This window comes from Ruegeria sp. BHSB064 (genome assembly GCF_059613205.1).
The window spans coordinates 1-20,563 of sequence record NZ_JBXWSB010000060.1; the positions used below are offsets into that span (position 1 = coordinate 1).

The 20,563-nt window shown below is 52.6% G+C and carries 26 protein-coding genes; 10 read left to right on the top strand and 16 right to left on the bottom strand.

Going from position 1 to position 20,563, the window contains the following annotated elements:
• Positions 1-473: 473 nt before the first annotated feature.
• Positions 474-1,235 carry an SDR family NAD(P)-dependent oxidoreductase gene (locus AC2FNU_RS14480; RefSeq protein ID WP_496789697.1) on the bottom strand — a complete coding sequence of 254 codons (762 nt, stop codon included), beginning with the start codon at positions 1,233-1,235 and terminating at the stop codon, positions 474-476.
• Positions 1,236-1,457: 222 nt separating this feature from the next.
• Positions 1,458-1,985 carry an Lrp/AsnC family transcriptional regulator gene (locus AC2FNU_RS14485; protein WP_496789700.1) on the bottom strand — a complete coding sequence of 176 codons (528 nt, stop codon included), beginning with the start codon at positions 1,983-1,985 and terminating at the stop codon, positions 1,458-1,460.
• 31 nt (positions 1,986-2,016) lie between these two features.
• On the opposite strand from AC2FNU_RS14485, the gene AC2FNU_RS14490 reads away from it, so the two are divergent.
• The 3 genes from AC2FNU_RS14490 (at position 2,017) to AC2FNU_RS14500 (ending at position 4,195) form a co-directional block, all read left to right on the top strand.
• Positions 2,017-2,697: an AzlC family ABC transporter permease gene (locus AC2FNU_RS14490; RefSeq protein WP_496789703.1), complete on the top strand. Its 681-nt coding sequence runs from the start codon at positions 2,017-2,019 to the stop codon at positions 2,695-2,697.
• A complete protein-coding gene (locus tag AC2FNU_RS14495) occupies positions 2,694-2,990 on the top strand; it encodes an AzlD domain-containing protein (RefSeq protein ID WP_496789704.1) in 297 nt (98 codons plus the stop codon). Before AC2FNU_RS14490 ends, AC2FNU_RS14495 begins: the two co-directional genes overlap by 4 nt.
• A 134-nt stretch (positions 2,991-3,124) precedes the next feature.
• On the top strand, positions 3,125-4,195 hold the full coding sequence (locus AC2FNU_RS14500; RefSeq protein WP_496789705.1) for an ABC transporter transmembrane domain-containing protein: 1,071 nt from the start codon (positions 3,125-3,127) through the stop codon (positions 4,193-4,195).
• A 14-nt stretch (positions 4,196-4,209) separates the two neighbouring features.
• On the opposite strand, the gene AC2FNU_RS14505 is transcribed toward AC2FNU_RS14500, so the two are convergent.
• From AC2FNU_RS14505 to AC2FNU_RS14525, 5 genes are all read right to left on the bottom strand, one after another.
• Entirely contained in the window at positions 4,210-5,487 is a 1,278-nt protein-coding gene (locus AC2FNU_RS14505) for a DUF2254 domain-containing protein (RefSeq protein WP_496789707.1), read from the bottom strand.
• 92 nt (positions 5,488-5,579) lie between these two features.
• A complete protein-coding gene (locus AC2FNU_RS14510; protein ID WP_496789711.1) occupies positions 5,580-5,942 on the bottom strand; it encodes a YidH family protein in 363 nt (120 codons plus the stop codon).
• A 145-nt stretch (positions 5,943-6,087) separates the two neighbouring features.
• A complete protein-coding gene (locus AC2FNU_RS14515) occupies positions 6,088-6,588 on the bottom strand; it encodes a Dps family protein (RefSeq protein ID WP_496789715.1) in 501 nt (166 codons plus the stop codon).
• Between the two features lie 65 nt (positions 6,589-6,653).
• Positions 6,654-8,282: an acetolactate synthase large subunit gene (locus tag AC2FNU_RS14520; protein ID WP_496789717.1), complete on the bottom strand. Its 1,629-nt coding sequence runs from the start codon at positions 8,280-8,282 to the stop codon at positions 6,654-6,656.
• Between the two features lie 78 nt (positions 8,283-8,360).
• Complete coding sequence (locus tag AC2FNU_RS14525; RefSeq protein WP_496789775.1) at positions 8,361-8,486, bottom strand: DUF1328 domain-containing protein; 126 nt, start codon at positions 8,484-8,486, stop codon at positions 8,361-8,363.
• Here AC2FNU_RS14525 and AC2FNU_RS14530 point away from each other — a divergent pair.
• Entirely contained in the window at positions 8,434-8,931 is a 498-nt protein-coding gene (locus AC2FNU_RS14530; protein WP_496789777.1) for a hypothetical protein, read from the top strand. The two genes, AC2FNU_RS14525 and AC2FNU_RS14530, sit on opposite strands and share 53 nt — an antisense overlap.
• A 157-nt stretch (positions 8,932-9,088) precedes the next feature.
• Here the strand turns inward: AC2FNU_RS14530 and AC2FNU_RS14535 are convergent, their stop codons facing one another.
• Positions 9,089-9,940, bottom strand: a complete 852-nt coding sequence (locus AC2FNU_RS14535) for a formate/nitrite transporter family protein (RefSeq protein ID WP_496789720.1) — start codon at positions 9,938-9,940, stop codon at positions 9,089-9,091.
• Between the two features lie 220 nt (positions 9,941-10,160).
• Between AC2FNU_RS14535 and AC2FNU_RS14540 the strand changes: the two genes are divergently transcribed.
• On the top strand, positions 10,161-10,352 hold the full coding sequence (locus AC2FNU_RS14540; protein ID WP_170753593.1) for a PLDc N-terminal domain-containing protein: 192 nt from the start codon (positions 10,161-10,163) through the stop codon (positions 10,350-10,352).
• A gap of 209 nt (positions 10,353-10,561) precedes the next feature.
• On the opposite strand, the gene AC2FNU_RS14545 is transcribed toward AC2FNU_RS14540, so the two are convergent.
• Positions 10,562-10,918: a hypothetical protein gene (locus AC2FNU_RS14545; RefSeq protein WP_496789722.1), complete on the bottom strand. Its 357-nt coding sequence runs from the start codon at positions 10,916-10,918 to the stop codon at positions 10,562-10,564.
• A gap of 65 nt (positions 10,919-10,983) precedes the next feature.
• Between AC2FNU_RS14545 and AC2FNU_RS14550 the strand changes: the two genes are divergently transcribed.
• Positions 10,984-11,733: a Crp/Fnr family transcriptional regulator gene (locus AC2FNU_RS14550; RefSeq protein WP_496789725.1), complete on the top strand. Its 750-nt coding sequence runs from the start codon at positions 10,984-10,986 to the stop codon at positions 11,731-11,733.
• 110 nt (positions 11,734-11,843) lie between these two features.
• On the opposite strand, the gene AC2FNU_RS14555 is transcribed toward AC2FNU_RS14550, so the two are convergent.
• From AC2FNU_RS14555 to AC2FNU_RS14565, 3 genes are all read right to left on the bottom strand, one after another.
• Positions 11,844-12,413 (bottom strand): PRC-barrel domain-containing protein, encoded by a 570-nt coding sequence (locus AC2FNU_RS14555; protein ID WP_496789727.1) that lies wholly within the window; start codon positions 12,411-12,413, stop codon positions 11,844-11,846.
• A gap of 156 nt (positions 12,414-12,569) precedes the next feature.
• Positions 12,570-13,187, bottom strand: a complete 618-nt coding sequence (locus AC2FNU_RS14560) for a hypothetical protein (protein WP_496789730.1) — start codon at positions 13,185-13,187, stop codon at positions 12,570-12,572.
• Positions 13,188-13,308: 121 nt separating this feature from the next.
• On the bottom strand, positions 13,309-13,506 hold the full coding sequence (locus tag AC2FNU_RS14565) for a CsbD family protein (protein WP_171331887.1): 198 nt from the start codon (positions 13,504-13,506) through the stop codon (positions 13,309-13,311).
• A gap of 250 nt (positions 13,507-13,756) precedes the next feature.
• Between AC2FNU_RS14565 and AC2FNU_RS14570 the strand changes: the two genes are divergently transcribed.
• Genes AC2FNU_RS14570 through AC2FNU_RS14585 form a run of 4 tightly spaced genes read left to right on the top strand, consistent with a single transcriptional unit; the run spans position 13,757 to position 16,506 of the window.
• Positions 13,757-14,326 carry a hypothetical protein gene (locus tag AC2FNU_RS14570; protein WP_496789737.1) on the top strand — a complete coding sequence of 190 codons (570 nt, stop codon included), beginning with the start codon at positions 13,757-13,759 and terminating at the stop codon, positions 14,324-14,326.
• Complete coding sequence (locus AC2FNU_RS14575) at positions 14,319-14,717, top strand: phage holin family protein (protein WP_496789738.1); 399 nt, start codon at positions 14,319-14,321, stop codon at positions 14,715-14,717. Before AC2FNU_RS14570 ends, AC2FNU_RS14575 begins: the two co-directional genes overlap by 8 nt.
• Entirely contained in the window at positions 14,710-15,468 is a 759-nt protein-coding gene (locus AC2FNU_RS14580; protein WP_496789740.1) for a hypothetical protein, read from the top strand. The genes AC2FNU_RS14575 and AC2FNU_RS14580 overlap by 8 nt, the downstream gene beginning before the upstream one ends.
• Positions 15,469-15,522: 54 nt before the next feature.
• Entirely contained in the window at positions 15,523-16,506 is a 984-nt protein-coding gene (locus tag AC2FNU_RS14585) for an AI-2E family transporter (RefSeq protein WP_496789743.1), read from the top strand.
• Here AC2FNU_RS14585 and AC2FNU_RS14590 read toward each other — a convergent pair.
• From AC2FNU_RS14590 to AC2FNU_RS14605, 4 genes are read right to left on the bottom strand one after another with little or no spacing between them, the layout of a single operon-like run.
• Entirely contained in the window at positions 16,503-18,014 is a 1,512-nt protein-coding gene (locus AC2FNU_RS14590) for a phospholipase D family protein (RefSeq protein ID WP_496789745.1), read from the bottom strand. The genes AC2FNU_RS14585 and AC2FNU_RS14590 overlap by 4 nt on opposite strands.
• Entirely contained in the window at positions 17,977-19,737 is a 1,761-nt protein-coding gene (locus AC2FNU_RS14595; protein ID WP_496789749.1) for a sensor histidine kinase, read from the bottom strand. Before AC2FNU_RS14595 ends, AC2FNU_RS14590 begins: the two co-directional genes overlap by 38 nt.
• A gap of 6 nt (positions 19,738-19,743) precedes the next feature.
• Entirely contained in the window at positions 19,744-20,289 is a 546-nt protein-coding gene (locus AC2FNU_RS14600; protein WP_496789752.1) for an RNA polymerase sigma factor, read from the bottom strand.
• Complete coding sequence (locus tag AC2FNU_RS14605; RefSeq protein ID WP_496789755.1) at positions 20,282-20,560, bottom strand: NepR family anti-sigma factor; 279 nt, start codon at positions 20,558-20,560, stop codon at positions 20,282-20,284. The genes AC2FNU_RS14600 and AC2FNU_RS14605 overlap by 8 nt, the downstream gene beginning before the upstream one ends.
• Positions 20,561-20,563 lie beyond the last annotated feature (3 nt).

The following is a 20,563-nucleotide window of genomic DNA, read 5'->3' on the forward strand; positions in this document are numbered from 1 at the left end:
CTTCCGTCGGAAAGATAGTGCAGCGTCCGGCCCCAAGACGGTCAGAACAGTGCCCGACTCTGTGCTCTTCAGCGCCTCTCCGCCGAATCCGGTTGGTGTTTGACACGCTGGCGGGCGGCCTTGGCGAGCGGCCAAAACGTTGGTCAAAATGAGTGTAAGCAGATGGCGAGTTAGAGAAACCGTCACCAAAAAATTTAGCAGCTTAATCGACGTTTAAACCGTTCGCGCAGGAGCGGTTTTGCAGTTGTTGCAATATGTTGCGACCGATTGAATAACAGCGAAGAACCCATTGTTGCCGGATGTTGCGCTTGAGCGCATCCCCGCCTTTTAGGCGCCTTATGCACTACCCCGTTGTGCTTTCAACCATCTATGGATGCTCCCCAAAAAGTGGTCGTCTTAAAGTGACATTATCGACCGGTCTGTAAACACGTGAACGCGAACCGACAAGCGAGACGCCGAGATAGGTACGAGTTTCACAGCTGAACTCCGCGCGTGAGCGCCCCATCAATGACAAGGTTTGTCCCCGATGTGAAAGATGAAGCAGGGCTTGCAAGAAACACCACACCTCGAGCAATTTCCTCCGGCGTCGCCATCCGGCCGGTCGGATTGAGGGAAAGAGCATTTGAGAAAACTTCCGGCACTTCCGTTTCGACCTTTTGCCAGATTCCGCCTTCGAAATAGGTGTTGCCCGGTGAGACGCAATTGGCTCGGATATTCTTGCACGCGAGTTTGACAGCCAGGCCGTGCATGTAGTTGACAAGCGCAGCTTTGAACGCGGCGTAGGCCGGACCGCTTGCATCAGTTTCGCGACCGGACACGCTGGCAATAGCAGTGATCGACGCTGTGTCAGAACGCTCCAGCCAAGGCATCGCTGCATTGACCAGCCTGACAGTGTGCATAAGATCAGTCTCGTAGCTGTTGCGCCAGGCTTCCTCGTCGTCAGTCATGGCGAGCGCGGATGCACTGGCCACGATGATGTCGAGCCCTCCGAATGTTTTAGCTGTTGATGTCACGAACTCTCTCAACGCCACCTTGTTGGAGACGTCCAGCGCTTTGCCAATGACCTGGACGTCTTCGCTTTTGAGTGCAGAAACGGTTGCTTCCACCTCGTCCGAATGGCGCGCGCAAATTGCGATGTTTGCACCTTCGGCTGCAAAAGCTTCGGCGCAGCGCCGCCCGATACCTCTTGTCCCACCGGTGACGAGTACGTTTTTGTCTTTGAGACCCAGATCCATGACGAACGCATCCTCCCAAACATGTTTTGGGCACGGCCCGCTCGGGTCGCTGCCGCAAAAAGCCAACAGACGCCAACGTGTCACGCTTAGGAAACGGTTCTGTGCACAGGCGATCAGTTTTGGTGTCTACCTGCTCAGGCAACGCTCCAGGCGCCGAAAGTTGTGTCTTTCAATAGGGCAAGGGTAGAACGATTCCGCCCGTTAGTCGATTGTCGCCAATAGCTATAAAATAGGCAGCTCGGGAGTAGCCTTTTCAGTAGAAACCACAATAGAGGTTCGAAACTTCCGGACGTTCTTGTCGGCAAAGAAAAATCGATGCGTGAATACCTCATAGTCCGCAATGTCTTTTGCCATCACAACGAGTATGAAATCTCCGTCCCCCGCTATGCAGTAGAAGTGTGTTACTTGCTTGTCTTCACGCGCTTTGCGCTTAAAGGCATCAATCTGGTCAAGCCGGTCCCGTTCAAGTTCCACTGATACGACTGCAGTAATACCCAAACCCAGCGGCTTGGGATCAAGAATAGCGACCTCGCGCTTAATCACATTATTTTCACGAAGCATTCGCAAACGTCTCTGGACCGAAGCGGTTGAAATGCCGGTTGTTTCCGCAAGGGATTGAACTGAGGTTTTTACATTCTTCTGGAGTATATCGAGTAACTTGCGGTCCGTAGCATCCATGATCTTAGCTCCGTATTTTTCGGGTATTTTTTGATTTGATAGCATCACGATTCGCAAAAATTGACCATACATGACATCGGCTTAACCATATATTTTACTGCAAATGAAGCACCGTGTTCTCGCTATCCTTCCACTCGCCCTTGGAGCCGCAATTTACGGCTTCGCGTTCGGTCTACTTGCAGCTCAAACTGGGTTTCCGTGGTGGGGTGTCGGTTTAATGAGCGCTTCGGTTCATGCAGGATCATCTCAGATCGTTGCCGTTGAACAGTTCGCCTCGACCCAAGCGATAACGGGCGCTGCTCTGGCGGGCGCGGCATTGAATCTGCGCTATATTGGGATCGTAGCATCGCTGTCCAAAATCTTGGCGAGCCTGTCACCAGGATTGAAACTATTGGCGATCCACATAACGGGTGATGAAAACTGGGCGTTAACGATGGCGGAACGCGCAAAGTCGCCACATGTGGGTGCTGCTTTTCTCATGGGGTCCGGCATGGTGATGATCACGGTTTGGACAGTTTCAACCACTGCCGGAGCTGTGGTTGGGACCGTGCTACCCGACCTGGAACGATTTGGCCTGGGCTTTGCATTCACAGCCGCGTTCATTGCAATGGCGCGAAGCCTTTGGCGAGGGAGGCCACAGATGTTCCCGTGGGCGATTGCAATTACTACGACGATCATTGTGATGAACCTGGGATTGCCCAAGGCTTATGCAATTGTCATCGGAGCGCTTTGTGGCCTGGCAATGTCCTATGCTCGGCGACGCTCGGCACGAGCTTTGGTATGAGTGGCGCGCACTGGGCCGTCATCGGCATCTTGGCGTTCGCGGCGTTTTCCATCCGCTTGCTCGGGTTGATCGCTGGTGAGCATATCCGCTCCTCGCGTCACGCTTGGGTATTGGACGAACTACCGGGCCTAATCGTTGTTAGTCTGGTTGCCGCGTCGCTTGCGGGTCAACCTTTACAAGTATGGATCGCGGCTGGCGTCGCACTTGGAGCTGCAATCCTGACCAACAATGTTATCGCCGCCATGGTTTTTGGAGTTCTGTCCTTTGCCGGCCTCGCTCTGCTTGGATTGTAACGTTTCATACAAAACGCCAGCTAAACATCAAGGCGTGAATTCAGCCATTCAAGCATCGCACGGCATCCCGCAAAAAAAACAACGCTGAGCCAGACTTGTAAGACCTCCCAATACAATTGCAGGCAATGCTTTGTTTGAATCTGGAAAACCACTCCATGCTCGAAGAATTGACACCCCTGAGTCATAGTGTTTGCAGAAATCGTCAAACCTCGACTGGAATTCAAGAACCTATGAAAATCTCAGAAAAACCGTTGAACGTGAAACGAACAGGTGATGACGCGCCGGCGGCGTCTTTGCTTCGCTATGTGTGGCGCATGAGCGAGTGGCATCAGGTTCTTGTCTGTTTGGTCGCCGTTGTGGCCGCTCTGCTAAGCCTTGTGCCTATCGAACTTCAACGCAGGATCATTAACGAGGCGGTCGAGAACCGCGACCTGACCCTGTTGGCACAGCTCGGATATGCGTATGTCGCCGTGGTCCTGACTCACCAGGTGGTGAAGTTTGGACTCTGGATTTATCAGTCGTGGCTCACCGAAAGCACTTCACTGTATACGCGCCGCCACCTGTTGGGCGTCTATGAGGAGCGCCAAGATCAAACCGGTTCTGGCAAAACAGTGTCGATTATTGGATCCGAAGTTGAAAAACTCAGCGGCTTTGTTGGAGGTGCACTTTCCGGAGCCTGTGCAAACATCGTTATGTTGTTGGGCGTTGTGATCTACATGTTCGTAGTAGAGCCTAAAATCGCGGTGTTTGCACTGGCATTTCTCGTGCCTCAAATTGTTCTGACACCGTGGATCCAGAAGTATCTGAATGAACTCCTCGAAAAGCGCGTGGTTCTATTGCGCGATCTTGGCGAAGGGATCTCCCAAGAGTCTGAGAAAGACAAAACACAGGCCATGGTCCTATTGCCTAAAATCTACTCCAACAGGATTCGGTTTTACGTCATTAAGTTTGGGTTGAAGTCGGTCCTGAATCTTCTGAATGCGATCGGCCCGATGACGGTCATGCTGTTCGGTGGCTATTTGGTGATCCAGGGCGAAACACAAGTCGGGGTGATTGTGGCATTTATTTCAGGATTTGAACGGATATCCTCTCCACTACGCGAATTGATCGGGTTTTACCGCGTTGCGGCCTTGGCCAATGTTCAACACAAAATGATTGCAAACTGGCTGTCCGACCTTGCCTTCCAAACAAAGACCACTGGTTGACTTAATCGAACAATTCAGGACTCGGCGGCTTTGTCCAGTTTGTGTTTCGGAACCACCTTTTCAAGCTGCTCTTTTTCGACTTCAAGCAAATTTGATTGTTTTGCGTAGCGGAGCGCCCTATCAGCGAGCTCAATTGCAGCCGACGCTGCTTTTTGGTTTCGCGATCCTGACAGCTTCAACAATGCTTCTTGCAACGGTTTCGACACTTCAATTATTCCCGCCCCATCTCGTGCCAAGGACTGGAAAGCGGCTTCCAACAGACACTGCTCATCCGGCATCCCGATGAACACGTTTGGAGCGGCGAGCGTATCTTCATCAGACAAAGTTTCGTTGTAGTAATTCCAAAGCAACGATTTCATCTCTTGAAGCGTTTCGATTGCAGTTCCTGCGTCGTTGATACCCGGGGAAAGGGCCTTGGCGGCAATTTCTGACAGCACCAACAATCCAAACTCAGCATCTTGTTCATGCGTTCTCTGTTCCCCGATCGTGAACGCAGCGGCGAGCGCTGCCATGTTTTTTGAATCTGGGGAGCCGGAAACCTCAGCAAGCGTATCACCGGACACAACATGCGAACCCGGTCGAACCAAAACATAGACCGACCCGGTGGCAGGCAAGGCATCCTGTAGCTGCACTGTATCAATCAATTGGACATAGCCCGATTGCTCGCTCTTGAGCTTTGCACAATCATCCGGAAGAACGGTTGCATCCGTCAGCTCAGACGCGCCCAGGTTGGGTTGCTTTAAGCAGGTCTTCAACGTTTCACGCGCGCTCTGCGCTGCGCATTGCAAACTGTGGTCCACGCTGCCAATTTTTGTGAGGTGATCGATCCAACGAAGCAAGGATACTACGACGAGAACAACAACCAGAATGGTCACGGACATCACAAAGAAGGCGGAGTCTGCCGGATATACGCCAGCTTGATAAAGAACGATTGACCCCAAGGAAAAGACAAACGCTCCAATGAATGTCGCAAGAACCGATTGTGTGGTCGTGTCAGCCAACAGAATACGATGAACGCGTGGTGTGGTTGCGTTCGAAGCGGCCCTGTGCGCAGACACCATGATATTTAGGGAAAAGGTCGACACAGCGAGCATTGAAGTGGCCAAGATGGTCAACACCGGAAGGACGGACTCGAATTGTAGATTTCCGCCGAATGGTGATTTCGTGAAGAACGAAACGACCGGACTGATTAAGGCAGCTAAAACCGAAAGCAAAGCGTAGAGCACCACGCGCAAACCCATGTTTCGATAGTAGCGGAGAAAGCGGAGGCGTAGCCAGTCTACTTGCTTCATGAAGCCCCATACTCATGGTGCGTGAGATGTTTGCCCTTATTGGCGCATTCCGGAGGCCAATCATTCTCAGTCAAGTTTGTTCCTTTCGCCCGCTATATCAGCCAGAGCACAATACAACAGACCACCGATCCGATCGATAGCGACCCGATAACAACGCATAAGTGAGTCTTTGAAGCAGGTTCTGAGCTATGAGAGTCCAGACGCGCGAAGACCCGCAGCGCGTTTCGCCAAGCGCCCCAATAGATCAACAGTGAAATCGCGATAAACAAAGAAGAAGCGGCTTTCGCCAGCCATGTCGGCTCGACGGCCCCAAAGACAGCTTTCAAGCCAAGTGCAATCGCTACGCTTGCCATGCCAGTCCTCATCCATCCCGCAAAAGTCCGCTCATTGGCAAGCACGGTGCGGTCCTCGGCCCAGTCGGTTCGGTCTTCGGCCAAATCTTGTTTGTCGGTCACTGATTCTCGTTCCTGTACCACCAGCGTTGCGGGCGTAACTCTAAGATAAAACGGCTGGTGGCAATTTCGCCCGGAAGTTTCTACTGCCCGGGCGAAATTGCCACTGGCCAACCATTACTGTTTGGTGGCGCTCTAAAGCGCATCCTTAGCTTGATTTAGCGATCGCGCGAAGCATCCAGGCGGCTTGCTCGTGGAACGCCGAACGCTCGGTCGCGAGATCTTCAGTGACAACATCCTTCCTATCACCTGCCATTTCTGTCAGGGCGTGAAGCCGGTGCGCAACACGTTCATGGTCAGCAGCAAGATCTTCTATCATTCCAGCCGCGGAAATTTCTCCTTCAAGATCTTTGATCACAGAGAGCTCCATAATTTCCGACATCTGTGACGGTGCCAGATGACCCAATGAGCGAATTCGTTCCGCAACCTCATCGGCAGCGTCGAACATGTTCTCGTACTGCTCTTCTGTCAGTTTATGGATCGAATAGAACAACGGACCTTCCACATTCCAATGATAGGCGTGCGTTTTGAACGTCAGGCGGTATGTATCGGCCAGAACGTTCGACAGGGCTTTTGCCAGTGCCGCCGTGTCTCTCACTCCGGTTGCGACAGGGTTTTCGTTTGGAATTACGTTCAGTGCGTGTGTCATAATCACTCCTTTTCGCTACTCTGGAAAACAACGTGCGATGATGAATTTGGTTCCTAATTCGCCGTTCAATCTCTGGCCGCCGGCAACCCACCTTCTGCAGCGTAGTCTACGGACACTCGAAGCAGAGTTGGAACTGCGATATCAGCCGCGGCCTGCAAAGCCGGTCCAAGCTTTGCGAAGGTATCGATGTCGTGATAAACCCACCCAAATGCTTGGGCGAGCAATGCCCAATCTGGATTTCCAAATGCAAACTCGCGATCACCGGGTTGTTTCTCATCGATCAGGCCATACCCATTGTCCTCCCAAACGAGCACGGTGACCGGTACGCATAGCCGGGTGGCGGTTTCCATCTCCTGAACGTTCATCAGGAAGTCCCCATCACCACATACAGCGATGACTCGACCCGTTTCCAATTGGCGAGCCGCCTCAATAGCGCCGGGCAATGCAAGCCCCATTCCAGCGAGGCCATTGGGAATAATGATCTGACCCGCGCGTTTGGCTTGTACATTTCGGGCGATCCACAACTTGTGTAACCCGACACCAGATAACAAGACATCACTGTCGCGAAGTGTCTTCGATATCTCTTTGCAGATATCGGACGGTGTCGGACACTCGCCCTTGGATGTGGTAGCATCCTGCTCCAGTGTTTCGTTGATCTTCCTGCGCAGGTCTTCAAAAGCTGTTTGCAACTCGCGTTGCGCCGTTGCCTTGTGAAGTGTTCCGATACTCTGCAGCAAATCTCCGGTCAGCGCGGCTTTGACGGGCCAATTCACATCGACCGTCGAAGCAACATCCGATATTTCGAGCACCGGTCGCATCCCAGACATGGTGACCTTCGCGGGTGGGTATTCAACAGGATCAAAACCGATGGCGATGATGAGATCGCTCAACTCAAAGGCTTTGGAGGCCAGCTCTTCGCCGGGCTGGCCAATCGTGTGAAGGCAAAGGGGATGGTCTGGGGCATGAATACCTTTCGCCATGAACGTAGTTAAGACCGGCGCTGAAAGTCTCTCTGACAAATCCCGAACGAGTTCAGCTACATTTGCCCTGATGACGCCATGGCCCGCAAGAATGACCGGCTTCTTAGACTGAGAAACCAAGCGTGCCGCGCGGACGACTGCATCCGTCGCAGGCCGCGTTTCCGCAGGCGGAGAGGCGACAAACGGCTCGGCGGTCGTCGGAACACCAGCAAGATCGTCGGGAAGGGAAAGGTGCACGGCACCGGGCTTGTCGGCATTGCAGTGACGGACGGCCTCAGCAACAACCTGCGGAGTCTCGTCGGCCAAAACCAGAGTACGACTGAACTTTGTAATCGGCGCAAATAATACCTCCAGATCAATGATCTGATGGCTTTCACGACCGAGTTGATCTCGAGCTCCCTGACCTGTTATGGCAATCATCGGCACATGGTCCAGCGTCGCGTCAGCAACGCCCGTGACCAGGTTGGTGGCACCTGGGCCAAGGGTCGCGATGCAAAGCGCTGGATTTCCGGTCAGTCGTCCGTGAACCGAGGCCATAAATGCGGCGGATTGCTCGTGTCGACAAAGAACAAAATCGATGCCAGACCGGTCAATCGCGGAAACCAGTTCCGTCGTCTCCTCACCCGGTACGCCAAACGCCGCGGTCACACCATTCGCTTCCAGACACGAAATCAACAGATCAGCACATGTTTGGGTGGCTGGGGAATCCCTCATAACGCGTCAAACCTCCTTGGATAGTAACCAATGCCGCGGCGGCAAAAAGAGCGTAAGCGGCGACCAATTTGCGGATGATCACCCACGCAAGAGCCGCATCAGCAACGAACCGATGAACAACACAAGGAAGATCACGAACAGGATTTGAGCGATGCCCGCAGAGGCTGACGCGATTCCCGAAAATCCAAAAACTCCTGCGATGATCGCAAGAACGAAAAAGATGACTGCCCAGGATAACATAAGATGTCCTTTCAATTCGATGTGGATGAGGTTCAAACGTCTGAGAACGCGGGTTGGTTCCCGATCGGGCCTTGGAACCAATGATCGTCTGTTGCGTTGTTTCAGCGAAAGGAGATCAACCATGTCACAAACAAAAAAAGCCCCAGCTACCGAACCCGCCATTGAAGACAAAGAGGCAGCCAACCGAATTGAAAGTGTTATCAGTGAGGCCAAGACTGCATTGCAGGATGGTGCTTCGGCCACACGCGACAATCTGAAGACGGCGCAAGAAGAAGTGCAACAGCATCTTTCGACAGCAACTGAAAAAAGCGTTGCCTTCGTTCGCGAAAATCCCGGGCTTGCACTTGCCGGGGCGCTTGGGCTTGGCGTCTTGTTGGGAGTTGCACTTCGGAAAAGCGACCGCAGTTAATAGACCAACGTGATTGGCGTTGAATTGGTCTGGCCAGCCGTCATTGGCCTGATCTTCGCGGCGCTGCTCATCTGGTTGTTCATTCGGGATCGGTAAAAGATTAGCTGTGAAACTGCCGCCGCCATATACTTCTCAAAATCCAAAACTCGAAGCATCCTCAGAGGTGCTTCGGGTTTTCAATTTCCGGCTTGATCTGCGCGTAGGCCAGCATTGTGAAAACCGCCGTACCCCCGATAACATTGCCGACTAGCACGGGTAGAAAGAAACCGAAAGCTGCATCATAAGCAGGTAACATGCCCTGCAGCATGAGTAGGGCCATTTCCACCGACCCAGCCACAATATGGGTAAAGTCACCTATGGCAATCAGCCAGGTAAAAATCACGATAAGCAGCACTTCATTGTTTTGAGCTGACGGCAGCATCCAGACAATCGCTGCGATCAGAATCCCAGCTGGGATAGCGCGCACAAAGCCTTCCCAGGCCCCCATACCGGTGGCGTGGCGGCTGAGCTCATTTAAGACCGCCAGAGTCTCGCTGTTCAGAACCGGCGTGTAGAGAAGAAAAGCTGATATGAGAAACGCCCCGACGACATTTGCAACCAAAACAATCACCCACAGTCGAGCCGTTTTAGAAAAACAGGATAGGGATGGCGTCATCATTGTTGGTACAACTGTCGTAATCGTGTTCTCGGTAAACAACTGCATTCGCCCAAGGATAGCCAAGAGAAACCCCAGCGAGTAACCGAAGTTCTCAATGAGGTACCGCCAGCTGGTGTCAGGAAGATGGGCACGCAGTAGGGCTTCACCCAGAACAGAAAAGCTGATCAAAATTCCCGCAGCTATCCCCGACCAAAAGAGCGCCCGAACCGGTCGCCGGAGCTCTTCTTCGCCATTCCGGCGGATAGTCTCGAATATCAACCGGGGGGACAGGCCAGACGCCTCTTCGACAGCTTCTTTCTCGCTTTCTTTTTCTACCAGATCTTGTCTTTCGGATTCCGTATCAGCTGCCAAGACGTGCTCCCTCGCTAAAGCCCATATGAAAACGCGCGGCAGCCCGCATTGTTCCAAATTTCAAGATGCATTTAATCGCTGCGACGGTTGAGTGTCGGTAGATAGCGCTTATCAACCTTCAAAAATTCAACCCAAATGTGTCGTGGGATGGAACAATCCGGCTTTGGAAGGGTTTGAATACCGTAGCTATACGAAGACACACAACGAAAGGAACATCGCTATGGTTGAGATTTATGGCATTGGTGGTCTGATCCTGTTGGTTTTATCAATTTGGGCCATCGTTTCGATTATCGGCTCGTCTGCGACCACAGGTTCAAAAATCCTCTGGGTCCTTTTTGTCCTGATCCTGCCGCTCATTGGATTTATTTGTTGGTTGATTTTCGGCCCAAAAGCGACAAAGCGGGTCGCCTAAACCAGCATGCAGTACGCGAGTTCGCATCACCGCGTGGTCGGCAAGGAACGCACCCTGCCGACCTTCGCTGAACAGATCTACACAACACAAGTTACCACGTTTTGCGCGTTAACGATGTAGGTCAGTATCAGCCCCGGTACTCCCCCTCAAATTTTGACACAGCTCACGTCAGACCACCTGTTACCGTGGTCTGGTGACATCATGCCTTTTCAAGTCAACGAGACCAACGATACGAGATCCTCAGTTGAGAATGGCCGTTTAAGGACGTTTGCGGAATATTCCGCAGCGATCGCGTCAGGGGCATCGATCAATAGTAAGGTACAATCCAATGCCTGAAGTCGTGTCACGAACCCCGCAAATTCGAGGTCGGCGCGCGTGTAGCTTATGATACTCAACTGCGGGCAAAATCCGCTGTCGAGCAGGAGATGGGCAGCGTCATTGATTTCCCGCAGATGCTGAATTCGGGTGGCCTCAAGTGGCGATAGCGCTTCGCGTATGTCGGTTGCTTCGACAAAGTTTCCTGTGACAATCAAAATATCTGATACGGTCAGGGGACGGTCTTTCATTTGGTTCCACCCAGCTGTGCTTTCAAGTGAAACCGTATCGAGTTGACCGGAGGTCGCAATAAACTATGACATACCCAGAGCAAAACAACCTGATTGATTGCAAACACTGCCCGCTGCGGAAAAAGGACATTTTTCTACAATTTGACGACGACGAGTTGTCTTTCATGCAACAGTTCAAAACCGGGGAGATGTTGGCAGAACCCGGTACACAGCTGTTCATTGAGGGGTCAAAAGCTGCCCAACTCTATACAGCGCTCTCCGGTATGGGCATACGCTACAAGACGCTGGAAAACGGCCGCCGCCAGGTTGTCGGTTTCATTTTTCCAGGCGACTTTATTGGGTTGCAGGCCGGTGTCATGGGCGCCATGCGACATTCAGTAGAGGCAACCACGGCAATGCGCTTGTGTGTATTTAATCGCACTCGGCTTTTCGAGCTCTATCAAAGCCAGCCTGATCGTGCATTCAGCTTGACGTTCCTGGCGGCTGTGGAAGAGCACTTTCTTGGAGATGCGTTAACAACTGTCGGGCAGCGCGGCGCGATAGAGAAAATCGCATGGAGCCTTCATAGATTTTTTATCCGGTCGCGAGCCCTGGGCCTTGTAAAAAATGATCGCTGCCCTCTACCGTTTCGTCAACAGGATCTGGCAGATGCACTGGGCCTATCCTTGGTTCACACCAACAAAACACTGCGCAAATTAAGCGACAAGCACCTTGCGAACTGGTCAAAAGGTGTCCTGCAAGTCTTTGATCAGGACAAGCTGGCTGAAATTGGGTTGGTCGAGACAACCCAAGCCGAGCCAAGACCGCTTATCTGACTATTTGAGAAAGAGTGTTTGGAATTTTCAAGAGACTCGGAGTCTGAACAGAAGCGCCGGCCGAAAAACCGGCCGGCGAATTTAGCAACGCGCATGGCGCTTTTTGACTTTTACGATTCTTCGTAGGAAGGCATTGCCTCCAGCATTTCCTTGTCCGCGTCCACGAATGCATACGTGGCCTCGCCATCGACCTCACGCATCAGCGAAACGCGAGAAAAGTCGATCAATACGTCTTTCTCGCCCACACCGAGGAAGCCTCCAACGCCGATCACCGCACCTTCCAGGGTACCATCCGAATTGATGACCACGTTATCGATCTCACCGATCCATTCTTGCGACATGTCGTAAACACGCATCCCGGTAAGGTCTTCCGCCGTTACCGTTTCAAACGCAACAGGGGTGTAGCCCTCAATATCGATGGTTGTCGGATCAACAGCATCGGCAACTTCACTGGCCTTCTCGCTCACATACTCTCCGGTTGCTTCGGCTGCCTGGTCGACATCTTCCGCCGTGTTCTTCGCTGCATCTTTGATATCTTCAGCCGTATTCGACACGGCATCGCCTGCCGCTTCAGCCGCCTCTCCAAGGTTTTCGCCCACCTTTTCCACGTTGGAGCTCTCTGCGATGGCAGGTGCTGACATCAACAGAACGATCGAAGTTGTGGTCAGGAAATGTTTCATAGTTAGCTCCTTCTGTCTGAGTTGACCGCTATTTCTTGCGGTCTCAGAAGAGAAACGAACTACGAGAGGTTTGGTTCCCTATTTCTTTCGGAAATATTTGTTTTTAAACAAAAAGACCGCGTCAATGACGCGGCCATACCCTTCTGGTTTTTGCATCTAAACAGGGCGCACAGGATCCGTGACACTTGATACAACCAGATAGTCGCCACCGGGGATATTTCTTAAAGCCTCATAAGGAATCTGTGTCACCTCATGACCATTGTCGACCTGCAAGAATAGCATGGATTTGCCTTCAAAATCGCAGCCTATGTCCTGAAGCACACCGATCTCACCCGATGGATCGAAGACTGAAGAGCCCTGAATTTTTCTAAACCAGCAGTACTCGTCTTTGGGCGGATCAGGGTGTGGCTTGTCTTGCAGAGCCTCGTTCAGCACCGCTCCGATAACCACTGGAGCTATCGTATTCCCAAACGGACCAATGACCTGCGGAGGAAGAACTGAAAGATCCAGGCTGCTTCCCGAGCTCGATGGATTGTTCTGACGCTTAGTACTGATCTCCTGAGCAGAAAAGACCGATACCAGATACTCTTCCTCGAAACGAAGGGTATCCGCCCGAAATATGATGGGATCAAAACCACCCATCATGTTCAGATTGACCAATATATACTGAAGAGGAGCGTCACCTGCCCTCACTGCCAAGTCTACGACCTCCCCGACTGTTTCGTCTCCTGTCCGGTCGCGGACCGGCATGCCGAGGAACGCAGATAACTTCATGGTTTGATATCCTTCTGACTGATATGTTGGACAATCTTGCCAAACATTCCGTCGCTTTTACGATTCTGAGAGGCCGGATCGGGGACTTGGTTCAAGTCGCTACGCCCAACCCAACACCCTTTTACATATCGTCGATCAGCCTGTTTACAGCGTCACGGACATTCTCTTTTGTGTCGCCATATTTTTGCTGGATCAGCCCTTCCAACTGTTCCCGATCACCTCGGGCCTGCTCAATTTCATCATCGGTCAATTCCCCATAGCGCTCCATAAGTTTGCCCTTGAACTCGGTCCAACGACCCATGATCTGATCCCAATTCATCCGCTTTTCCTTTCATTTCCGACATCACTGGACACATATGTCCCACCGTTTGCAGCTGTAGGTTCGAACCACCAAGTCCGGCACCAGCGTCGAAACACTGCAGGCGGCCAAGTCGTTTGGCAGGTTCTAACCCAGCTACTCGACGTCGGGAAAACGCACGTCGTCTCTCATGGTTCCAACAACCGCAAATTTTTCTCGCCGGGAACGGCTTTCTGTCCAGGTGACAGTTGCCAAGAGTTTGTCGCCCTAAATGGAACAATCACAATGGTCGCGCGTTGATGATGCGAGATCTGTTGAAAGGAGTTCACCAATGGCAAACCATCCCAGTAACTCAAGCAGTGCGAAGAAACACGCGAAGGACTTGGCGCAGAAAGCGAAGACTGTTGTGGAATCTGAAGCTACGGCTCGCGCTCAAGACTTGCAGGATAGGGCCGCCAATGAAGTAGACAACGTGGCGCAGGCTGCTGAATCCGCTGCTGAGGCATTCGAAGCCGGCTCGGTCCAGCATCAAGTGATGTCGAAAATTGCCGACAGTATGGAAAACATAGCGGCACAGGTTCGCAACACTGACCTGCGCACCGTCAACCGCAAAGTGTCCGATTTTGCCCGCCAAAATCCATTGCTGTTTGTTGGCTCGGCCGCGTTGGTTGGGTTTGCCGCAACGCGGTTTCTGGGCGCTCGAAACACCCGCCAAACGACATCTGCAGAATTCGAAGCAGATCCTTGGGCGACGCAGCAGCAACCCCAACGAACCACGTCGGATGATACATCCGGCCACACATCAGTTCTGGCGAAAATGAATGAGGGCTACAATGCATAATGAGCACGACCTGCGTCAGGCCCCCAACATGTTGGCGACTGCCTTGCGCCATCTGTCCCGTCTCATTCAGGGTGAGTTGAAATTGGCGAAGGCCGAGCTTTCGCTCAACCTGTCTCGGGCAGCATATGGGCTGGTCTTCTTTTTTTTGGCCGCCCTTTTGGTACTGGTCGCAATCAATCTCTTGGCAACTGCTTTGGTGGCCGCAATCGTCGCTGAGGGTATGTCAGTTGGATCTGCGTCGCTGATGGTTTCTGCGGGTCTGATCCTTTTTGCGGGCTGTCTTGCCCTCTGGGGAAAATCACGCCTGTCGCTGGCCACGGTATCTCCCGACAAAACACTTAAGAATCTGAAGTCTGATGTCGACGCAATAAAGGAATCTGCTCATGACTGATTTGACTGAACTTGAAAACCACGTTGCGTACGAACGAAATGCGTTGGCAACGTCTCTCGATAGTCTGACCGAAACACTTGCTCCGGATCGTCTGGCGCAAACCGCAAAAGACGTCGTGGAGGGGTATGGCGGCGAGATCGGCACGCAGGTCTGCATTGCCGCCCGCAAGAATCCGGCGGCGTTCACGTTGTTTGGAGCAGGTTTAGCACTTTTGATGGCCGGTCCCGGCGCACCAGCTCGAACAATGCAAAACAATCCTCGCACCAAAGCAACGCAAAACATGTCCGAAGAGTTTGATCGGCGTGTTGAAGCTGCCGATGTGCAAATCAAGAAGGAGATGACGGGAATGATGGAACAAGACTTTTCTGCCAGCCGCCTCAGTGCTGCATTGGACCGGGGGTTGGAAAAACTGTCGCCAAAAGCGCGCTCGCGTGTCCTACAAGCCCGCAAAGCCACGATTGAAGCTCAAAGGGCCGTTGAAAAGCGCGCGCAACGAACCGTCAAGGCATCCAAGTCCTTTCTTCATGAGCAACCAATCACTGCGGGAGCCCTGGCCCTGGGTGTCGGAGTGCTGGTCGGTGCCCTGCTGCCGAACACCCGCAAGGAAGATGAACTTTTGGGGGCGCGGCGCGACGAACTGATGCGCGAAGCTCAGAATACCCTGACCGAAGAGATGGGTAAACTCTATGCTGCGGCCAACGAAAAATTGGATGACGTGGCCGCAAGTGCGTCGGCTTCGTTGCGTAATTAAGGGTAGTGATCGGTCGTGTCCCAGTCATTGTTGAGTACCACGGCATTGCGCGTAATGGTTGCAGTCCTTACAGCGATTGCCGTGCTCACATCCCTTTATTTGGCTAAATCTATCCTTGCCCCGATCGCGTTCGCTCTTGTTCTCGGAGTAGTCGCCTCCCCGCTTGCAGACAAGCTCGAACGAGCGGGTTGTCCCCGGGTCGTTTCAGCGTCGGCTTTGCTGATCCTGACGTGCACTATAGTGGTTGCAGCATTTCTTCTTCTGGAACCGTTGCTTTCGACATTGGTCGAACAATTGCCGGCAATTCGGCGCGAGCTTCAATCGTGGGTCGCTGCGATGTCGGAATTCATGCGAGGCATTGAAACAATAGGGCGCGAAATAGAAGAAACAGTTGGGGCAGATGGGGAAGCTACTACCGAGACCACCCTGCCCTCCGTCATGGATGCACTGTGGTTGGCGCCGAATTTTGGGTCTCAGATTCTGATATTCATTGGAACACTTTTCTTCTTCGTGTTAACGCGGCGCGAGCTCTATGCCTCGGCCGGTGCATTCAAGTCACGCCTCTATTTGGCAGACCAGGCTGTATATCGCTATTTCGCGGCCGTGACGCTTGTGAATATCGGCTTGGGGATTGTGACGTCAGCTGTCCTGGGGATAGTGGGCATCAGTGATCCGTTGATCTGGGGATTGGCCGCCGGGCTTTTGAACTTCATTCTCTACCTCGGCCCACTTGTAATCATGACAGGTTTGCTGATCGCCGGCCTCACACAATTCGGTGGCGCGGCTGCTTTTTTACCTCCGCTCCTCTTTTTGATAATCAACGTATCAGAGGCCCAATTCGTAACGCCGGTATTTGTTGGGCAACGCCTGCAAGTAAACCCGTTGGTTGTCTTTATTGCGATCGTATTTGGATTGTGGCTCTGGGGGCCGGTGGGAGCGATCATTGTACTGCCCATTCTCTTGTGGATTGGCGTGTTGCTAAACCCAGAAGTTATGTCTCCCGCTATTGAGAAAAACAGCAACGCACTGGATGGCTAAACGATGTCTTCGGTCACACCTGGCAATGACTGTCGAATTTCGCTCCCTGCCTTCGGATCATGCGGCACCAGGAAGCCTGAGCGCCCTTCAGGGCGACGCAATCCATTCGCCTGAACTTCGCGACTCCACCATTCGAACATTTGGCCCGGCTCAAGACTGTATCGCGCACAGTCTTCAAACCACCAATGGTCAACCAGGGTTCGACGCAGCAAGTTGATGCGTTCTATGTCGGTCACACGCAGAGCTGCCTCAGTATCCCAACGCAATGATCGCCCATTGAGATTAGCGGACCCGACAAGCGCGAAAGTATCGTCAACAACAAGCACTTTATTGTGCACATGAATGATTGGAGATCCCGAGAGCACTTCAATATCGTCATGTGCTCCGCTGGCTGAGGCGGGTTGTACTGGCGTCGCAAGGGACACACGGTCTCCCAATCCCTCTTGAATGATGCTCAGGCACTTTGCCTGGAGGTCCAGACCGTAGCGCGCATCAAGACCAGTGTGTTTGCCAAACGCCACCTCTTCTGGCAACGCAGGTAATACCAACACCACCTTCAAACTCGAATTATTCTTTCCAGCCTCCGCCAAAGCCTCCGCGAGTTGGGTTGATCTGAAATACTGGGTTTCGATATGTATGAGATCTCTCGCGGATTTGAATGCGTTGATGTGTTCATCTTCGATCTCTCGCGCAATTGTCTTCGGTGACAATCTCCAAAACCCAAACCGTCGAGGACTGGACAGGGTTCGGCGCAGGTATTTGCCTTTTGGCCGGGCGGCACCAGTGGCGATCTCATTCTCGAAACTATCAATATGCTGTGCGACTTCTTCCGCTTCAGGACCGCGCACCAGTATCTGGACGTCGGACCAGGTGTTCTTTGCCAAACGGTCATGATCTTGTGTGTCAAAGCGCCTTGCGTTCAGATCAAGCCCGCCGAGATAGCAGACCTGTCTATCGATCACCGCAATTTTTTGGTGATGAGACACCGTGTGTAGTTGAGGTAAACTGTCTGAGCCATCGCCCGCCGCCTCACGTTGTGATTGCGCTCGCTCGATCAGATGCTTTTTTTGCGTCTTTTTTCTTAAAACCGCAGGTAAAAGCGCCGCCCAAGGCAAAGTCCCCGCTTTGGCAGGATGCATAGATACGCGAACATTTAAGGTTTGAGCCAAATCCGGGCCCAGGGTCTCGGCCAACTTCTGCGCCTGCCTTTTTGAGCGCCAGCTCAGCTCATGGAGTTCGGTAGCAAATACAGGATCGAAATCACTCAGAACCAGCTCAAATGACACGCCGTTGCGGATAACATATTCAAGCAGATCAAACCATGTTTCACCGATGTTTCGGGCTGCCGCGCCAACGAGTTTAGTCTCAAAATCAAAGATCCTGAAACTTGCCTTTATCTCTTCCTTTGCCTCAAGAACTGCTTGCTCAAACGCAGGCCAGGCTTGCTCTGCTGTGATCAGAACTTGAAAGTCACTCTGCTGCTGCCCTGGCATCACCGTCTCCGTCATTGGGCAGGTTTTTTGGTATGCTTGCACCATCAACCTCGGCAATCTCGAATGTCACCTCATAGAGGTATTGAGAGGGTGTCTCAGTGACATGGTCTGATCCGTCAAGCTGGCTGACAAATGCCTGCATCAACCTCTGACCGATACCGCCGCTATGAAACGCGGCCTCTTCATCATCACTGCGTCCGCGGCTGTTGGCAATCTTCAAAACAATCGCTCCGTCAGTGGTCGCTCTCAACACCGCAGAGATCATTGGTGGGCCCTCTTCCGGTACACCAACGTACTTTATTGCGTTGGTCAACGCTTCGGCCGCGAGCATCGACAAAGTGACAGCTTGGTCCTGGCCCAATTCAATTGGTTGAATATCACAGATCACTTCGACGGGTTGACCATGGATTGGTGGGCGGTGCGCAAGCTCAGAAACCAGCCGACCAACCAGCGTCTCAGTGTTTATAGTCGTCATCTTCGAGTTCTGGTTCAGGGTTTGGTGCACCATCGCAAGGCCACGAACCCGCCGCTGAAGTTGGCCCAACAATCGACGGGCCTCGGCCGACTCTGCACTGCGCATATGCATGTTCATGATCGAAGCTATGAGCTGAAGATTGTTCTTAACTCTGTGGTGGACTTCCCGCAGCAGCAGTGTCTTCTCGACAAGGTCTTGTTCCTGCTGGTTTTCCGCCTCTCGGACAAGAACGACCATTCTGTTGAATGCGGTTTGGAGTTGCACAAACTCTTGCGGCGCATTTTTCAGACTCTCAATTTGATCACGCTCTCCCAACGCAAACCGGCGAACCGCTGATCGCAGGCTGTCGAGATGACGGATCACCAACCGGTGCAACCCCCAAAGAGCCACCCCCAAACCTGTCACCCACATCAAAATCGGAAACGCAACCGTCAACGCCTTTCCACCAGAACCAGCAGAGGCAAGGGCGGCTTCACGAGGCCAGCTACCGATCACGGCGACTTCGCCTGGAACGATTGTCGCAACAGCAAAAACACGATCTTCTCCCTCTGCTGTCCGCGCCGAGAAGGTCTTGCCCGAGTTGGATATCAGAAGCCAAGACTGTTTGTTCTGCGGCAAATAATCAGTGACCAAATCGAGACCAATATTGGAAGACAGCACGTCTCCACCCTCGTCAAAAAGCGCAATGATCACATCACTTGAGAAACTGTCGCCTTCCAATGGCGTGCGAGCCAACGCATGCGGGATTGAAATGGACACGAAACCGATCAGATTTGATTGGCTTATGACCGGCTGAGTGACGATGATTACCGATTGTCCGGTTACAGCCCCCGATCTGTTCACGGAAAACGTCAGTTGGGGATTTTCTGAAATCTCCAAGAAACCAGGTGCCTCGGAGAGGTCCATGATGCCACCTGCTGTTGAACACGACATGACACCATCGGGCTGAATGAACCCGGCAAAAACGAACTCGGGCTCACTGTCGATCAGCCTTTCCATCATTGCGGAGCAGTTCGCATCCGTGATCGATGCCGAAGCCAACGAAGCGGACAAACCAGAACCAACACCCACGGCCCTTTGAAGCAGCTCGCGCTCCCGGTTAGCGGCTTCGATGGTTCGCGCAAGCACTGACTTACGCGATTTTTCATCTGCTTCTATGATCACTGCGCGCGTTTGATAGACCGCGATTAGACCTAACGGTAAAAGCGCCAGCGTCACAAGCAACGCCAGATAGACGGTCAGGCTGCGGCGCCCTGCTTCCATGGACGATCAGGCCGCCGGTTGCGTTTGCACGATTGCGACCGTAACGGCATCAGTCAACTCTACTGGCTCACTATCAGACAGGCCCATCAACTCTGCCAACTGTGCACGCGCTCTGTTGACACGGCTTTTGATCGTACCCACGGCAACTCCGCACATATCTGCGGCATCCTCGTATGAAAACCCTTGCGCGCCCACCAGGATGAGAGCTTCGCGTTGTTCGTCATTCAGTTGGTCAAAAGCCACCGAAAAATCCTTGAAGGCAAGACGACCGTCATGCTCGGGTTTTTGCGCGAGCGTTTCGGCCATTGCCCCATCCACGTCTTCAACTTCACGCTTCCGCTTCCGGTGCAGAGAAAAATACGTGTTGCGCACAATCGTGAACAGCCAAGCACGCATGTTGGTTCCTTCCTCAAAGGAGTCAATCTTGCTCCAGGCTTTCACCAGAGCGTCCTGAACGATATCATCTGCAGTTGCTGCGTTCCGACACAGACTAATTGCAAAAGCACGCATGGGACCGATATGTTCGACAAGTTCGTCTCTCGGGTCAGTCATCTGTGCCTCCTGCGTCAGCGGTTTTGTTGCCGCTCTCCTGGGCGCGCAGTTGACTGAGCAGATCAACAAACCGATCAGGAACAGGTTCACTGGCGAGCTGATCGAAGGCTCGCTTGAGGTTTTCGTCTATTCTTTGTTCTATTTCTCGCCGGTCGTGGCGCGATTGCTGTGGATTTGTCATGGCATCATCAAAAAAGTTTTCCTTTTCTCGGAACCATAACGCACGAGTGTGCGTTTGGTTCCAAAGATAGTGAAAAAAAAAGGATGACAAAAA

Bases quoted from the DNA above. Each gene is read 5' to 3' on its own strand.
- AC2FNU_RS14600 (WP_496789752.1), bottom strand. From the start codon at position 20,289: ATGACTGACCCGAGAGACGAACTTGTCGAACATATCGGTCCCATGCGT.
- AC2FNU_RS14590 (WP_496789745.1), bottom strand. From the start codon at position 18,014: ATGACGGAGACGGTGATGCCAGGGCAGCAGCAGAGTGACTTTCAAGTT.
- AC2FNU_RS14495 (WP_496789704.1), top strand. From the start codon at position 2,694: ATGAGTGGCGCGCACTGGGCCGTCATCGGCATCTTGGCGTTCGCGGCG.
- AC2FNU_RS14550 (WP_496789725.1), top strand. From the start codon at position 10,984: ATGACATACCCAGAGCAAAACAACCTGATTGATTGCAAACACTGCCCG.
- AC2FNU_RS14480 (WP_496789697.1), bottom strand. From the start codon at position 1,235: ATGGATCTGGGTCTCAAAGACAAAAACGTACTCGTCACCGGTGGGACA.
- AC2FNU_RS14485 (WP_496789700.1), bottom strand. From the start codon at position 1,985: ATGTATGGTCAATTTTTGCGAATCGTGATGCTATCAAATCAAAAAATA.
- AC2FNU_RS14570 (WP_496789737.1), top strand. From the start codon at position 13,757: ATGGAACAATCACAATGGTCGCGCGTTGATGATGCGAGATCTGTTGAA.
- AC2FNU_RS14595 (WP_496789749.1), bottom strand. From the start codon at position 19,737: ATGGAAGCAGGGCGCCGCAGCCTGACCGTCTATCTGGCGTTGCTTGTG.
- AC2FNU_RS14585 (WP_496789743.1), top strand. From the start codon at position 15,523: ATGGTTGCAGTCCTTACAGCGATTGCCGTGCTCACATCCCTTTATTTG.
- AC2FNU_RS14560 (WP_496789730.1), bottom strand. From the start codon at position 13,187: ATGAAGTTATCTGCGTTCCTCGGCATGCCGGTCCGCGACCGGACAGGA.
- AC2FNU_RS14505 (WP_496789707.1), bottom strand. From the start codon at position 5,487: ATGAAGCAAGTAGACTGGCTACGCCTCCGCTTTCTCCGCTACTATCGA.
- AC2FNU_RS14530 (WP_496789777.1), top strand. From the start codon at position 8,434: ATGCCCGCAGAGGCTGACGCGATTCCCGAAAATCCAAAAACTCCTGCG.
- AC2FNU_RS14580 (WP_496789740.1), top strand. From the start codon at position 14,710: ATGACTGATTTGACTGAACTTGAAAACCACGTTGCGTACGAACGAAAT.
- AC2FNU_RS14575 (WP_496789738.1), top strand. From the start codon at position 14,319: ATGCATAATGAGCACGACCTGCGTCAGGCCCCCAACATGTTGGCGACT.
- AC2FNU_RS14540 (WP_170753593.1), top strand. From the start codon at position 10,161: ATGGTTGAGATTTATGGCATTGGTGGTCTGATCCTGTTGGTTTTATCA.
- AC2FNU_RS14555 (WP_496789727.1), bottom strand. From the start codon at position 12,413: ATGAAACATTTCCTGACCACAACTTCGATCGTTCTGTTGATGTCAGCA.
- AC2FNU_RS14520 (WP_496789717.1), bottom strand. From the start codon at position 8,282: ATGAGGGATTCCCCAGCCACCCAAACATGTGCTGATCTGTTGATTTCG.
- AC2FNU_RS14545 (WP_496789722.1), bottom strand. From the start codon at position 10,918: ATGAAAGACCGTCCCCTGACCGTATCAGATATTTTGATTGTCACAGGA.
- AC2FNU_RS14515 (WP_496789715.1), bottom strand. From the start codon at position 6,588: ATGACACACGCACTGAACGTAATTCCAAACGAAAACCCTGTCGCAACC.
- AC2FNU_RS14490 (WP_496789703.1), top strand. From the start codon at position 2,017: ATGAAGCACCGTGTTCTCGCTATCCTTCCACTCGCCCTTGGAGCCGCA.
- AC2FNU_RS14565 (WP_171331887.1), bottom strand. From the start codon at position 13,506: ATGAATTGGGATCAGATCATGGGTCGTTGGACCGAGTTCAAGGGCAAA.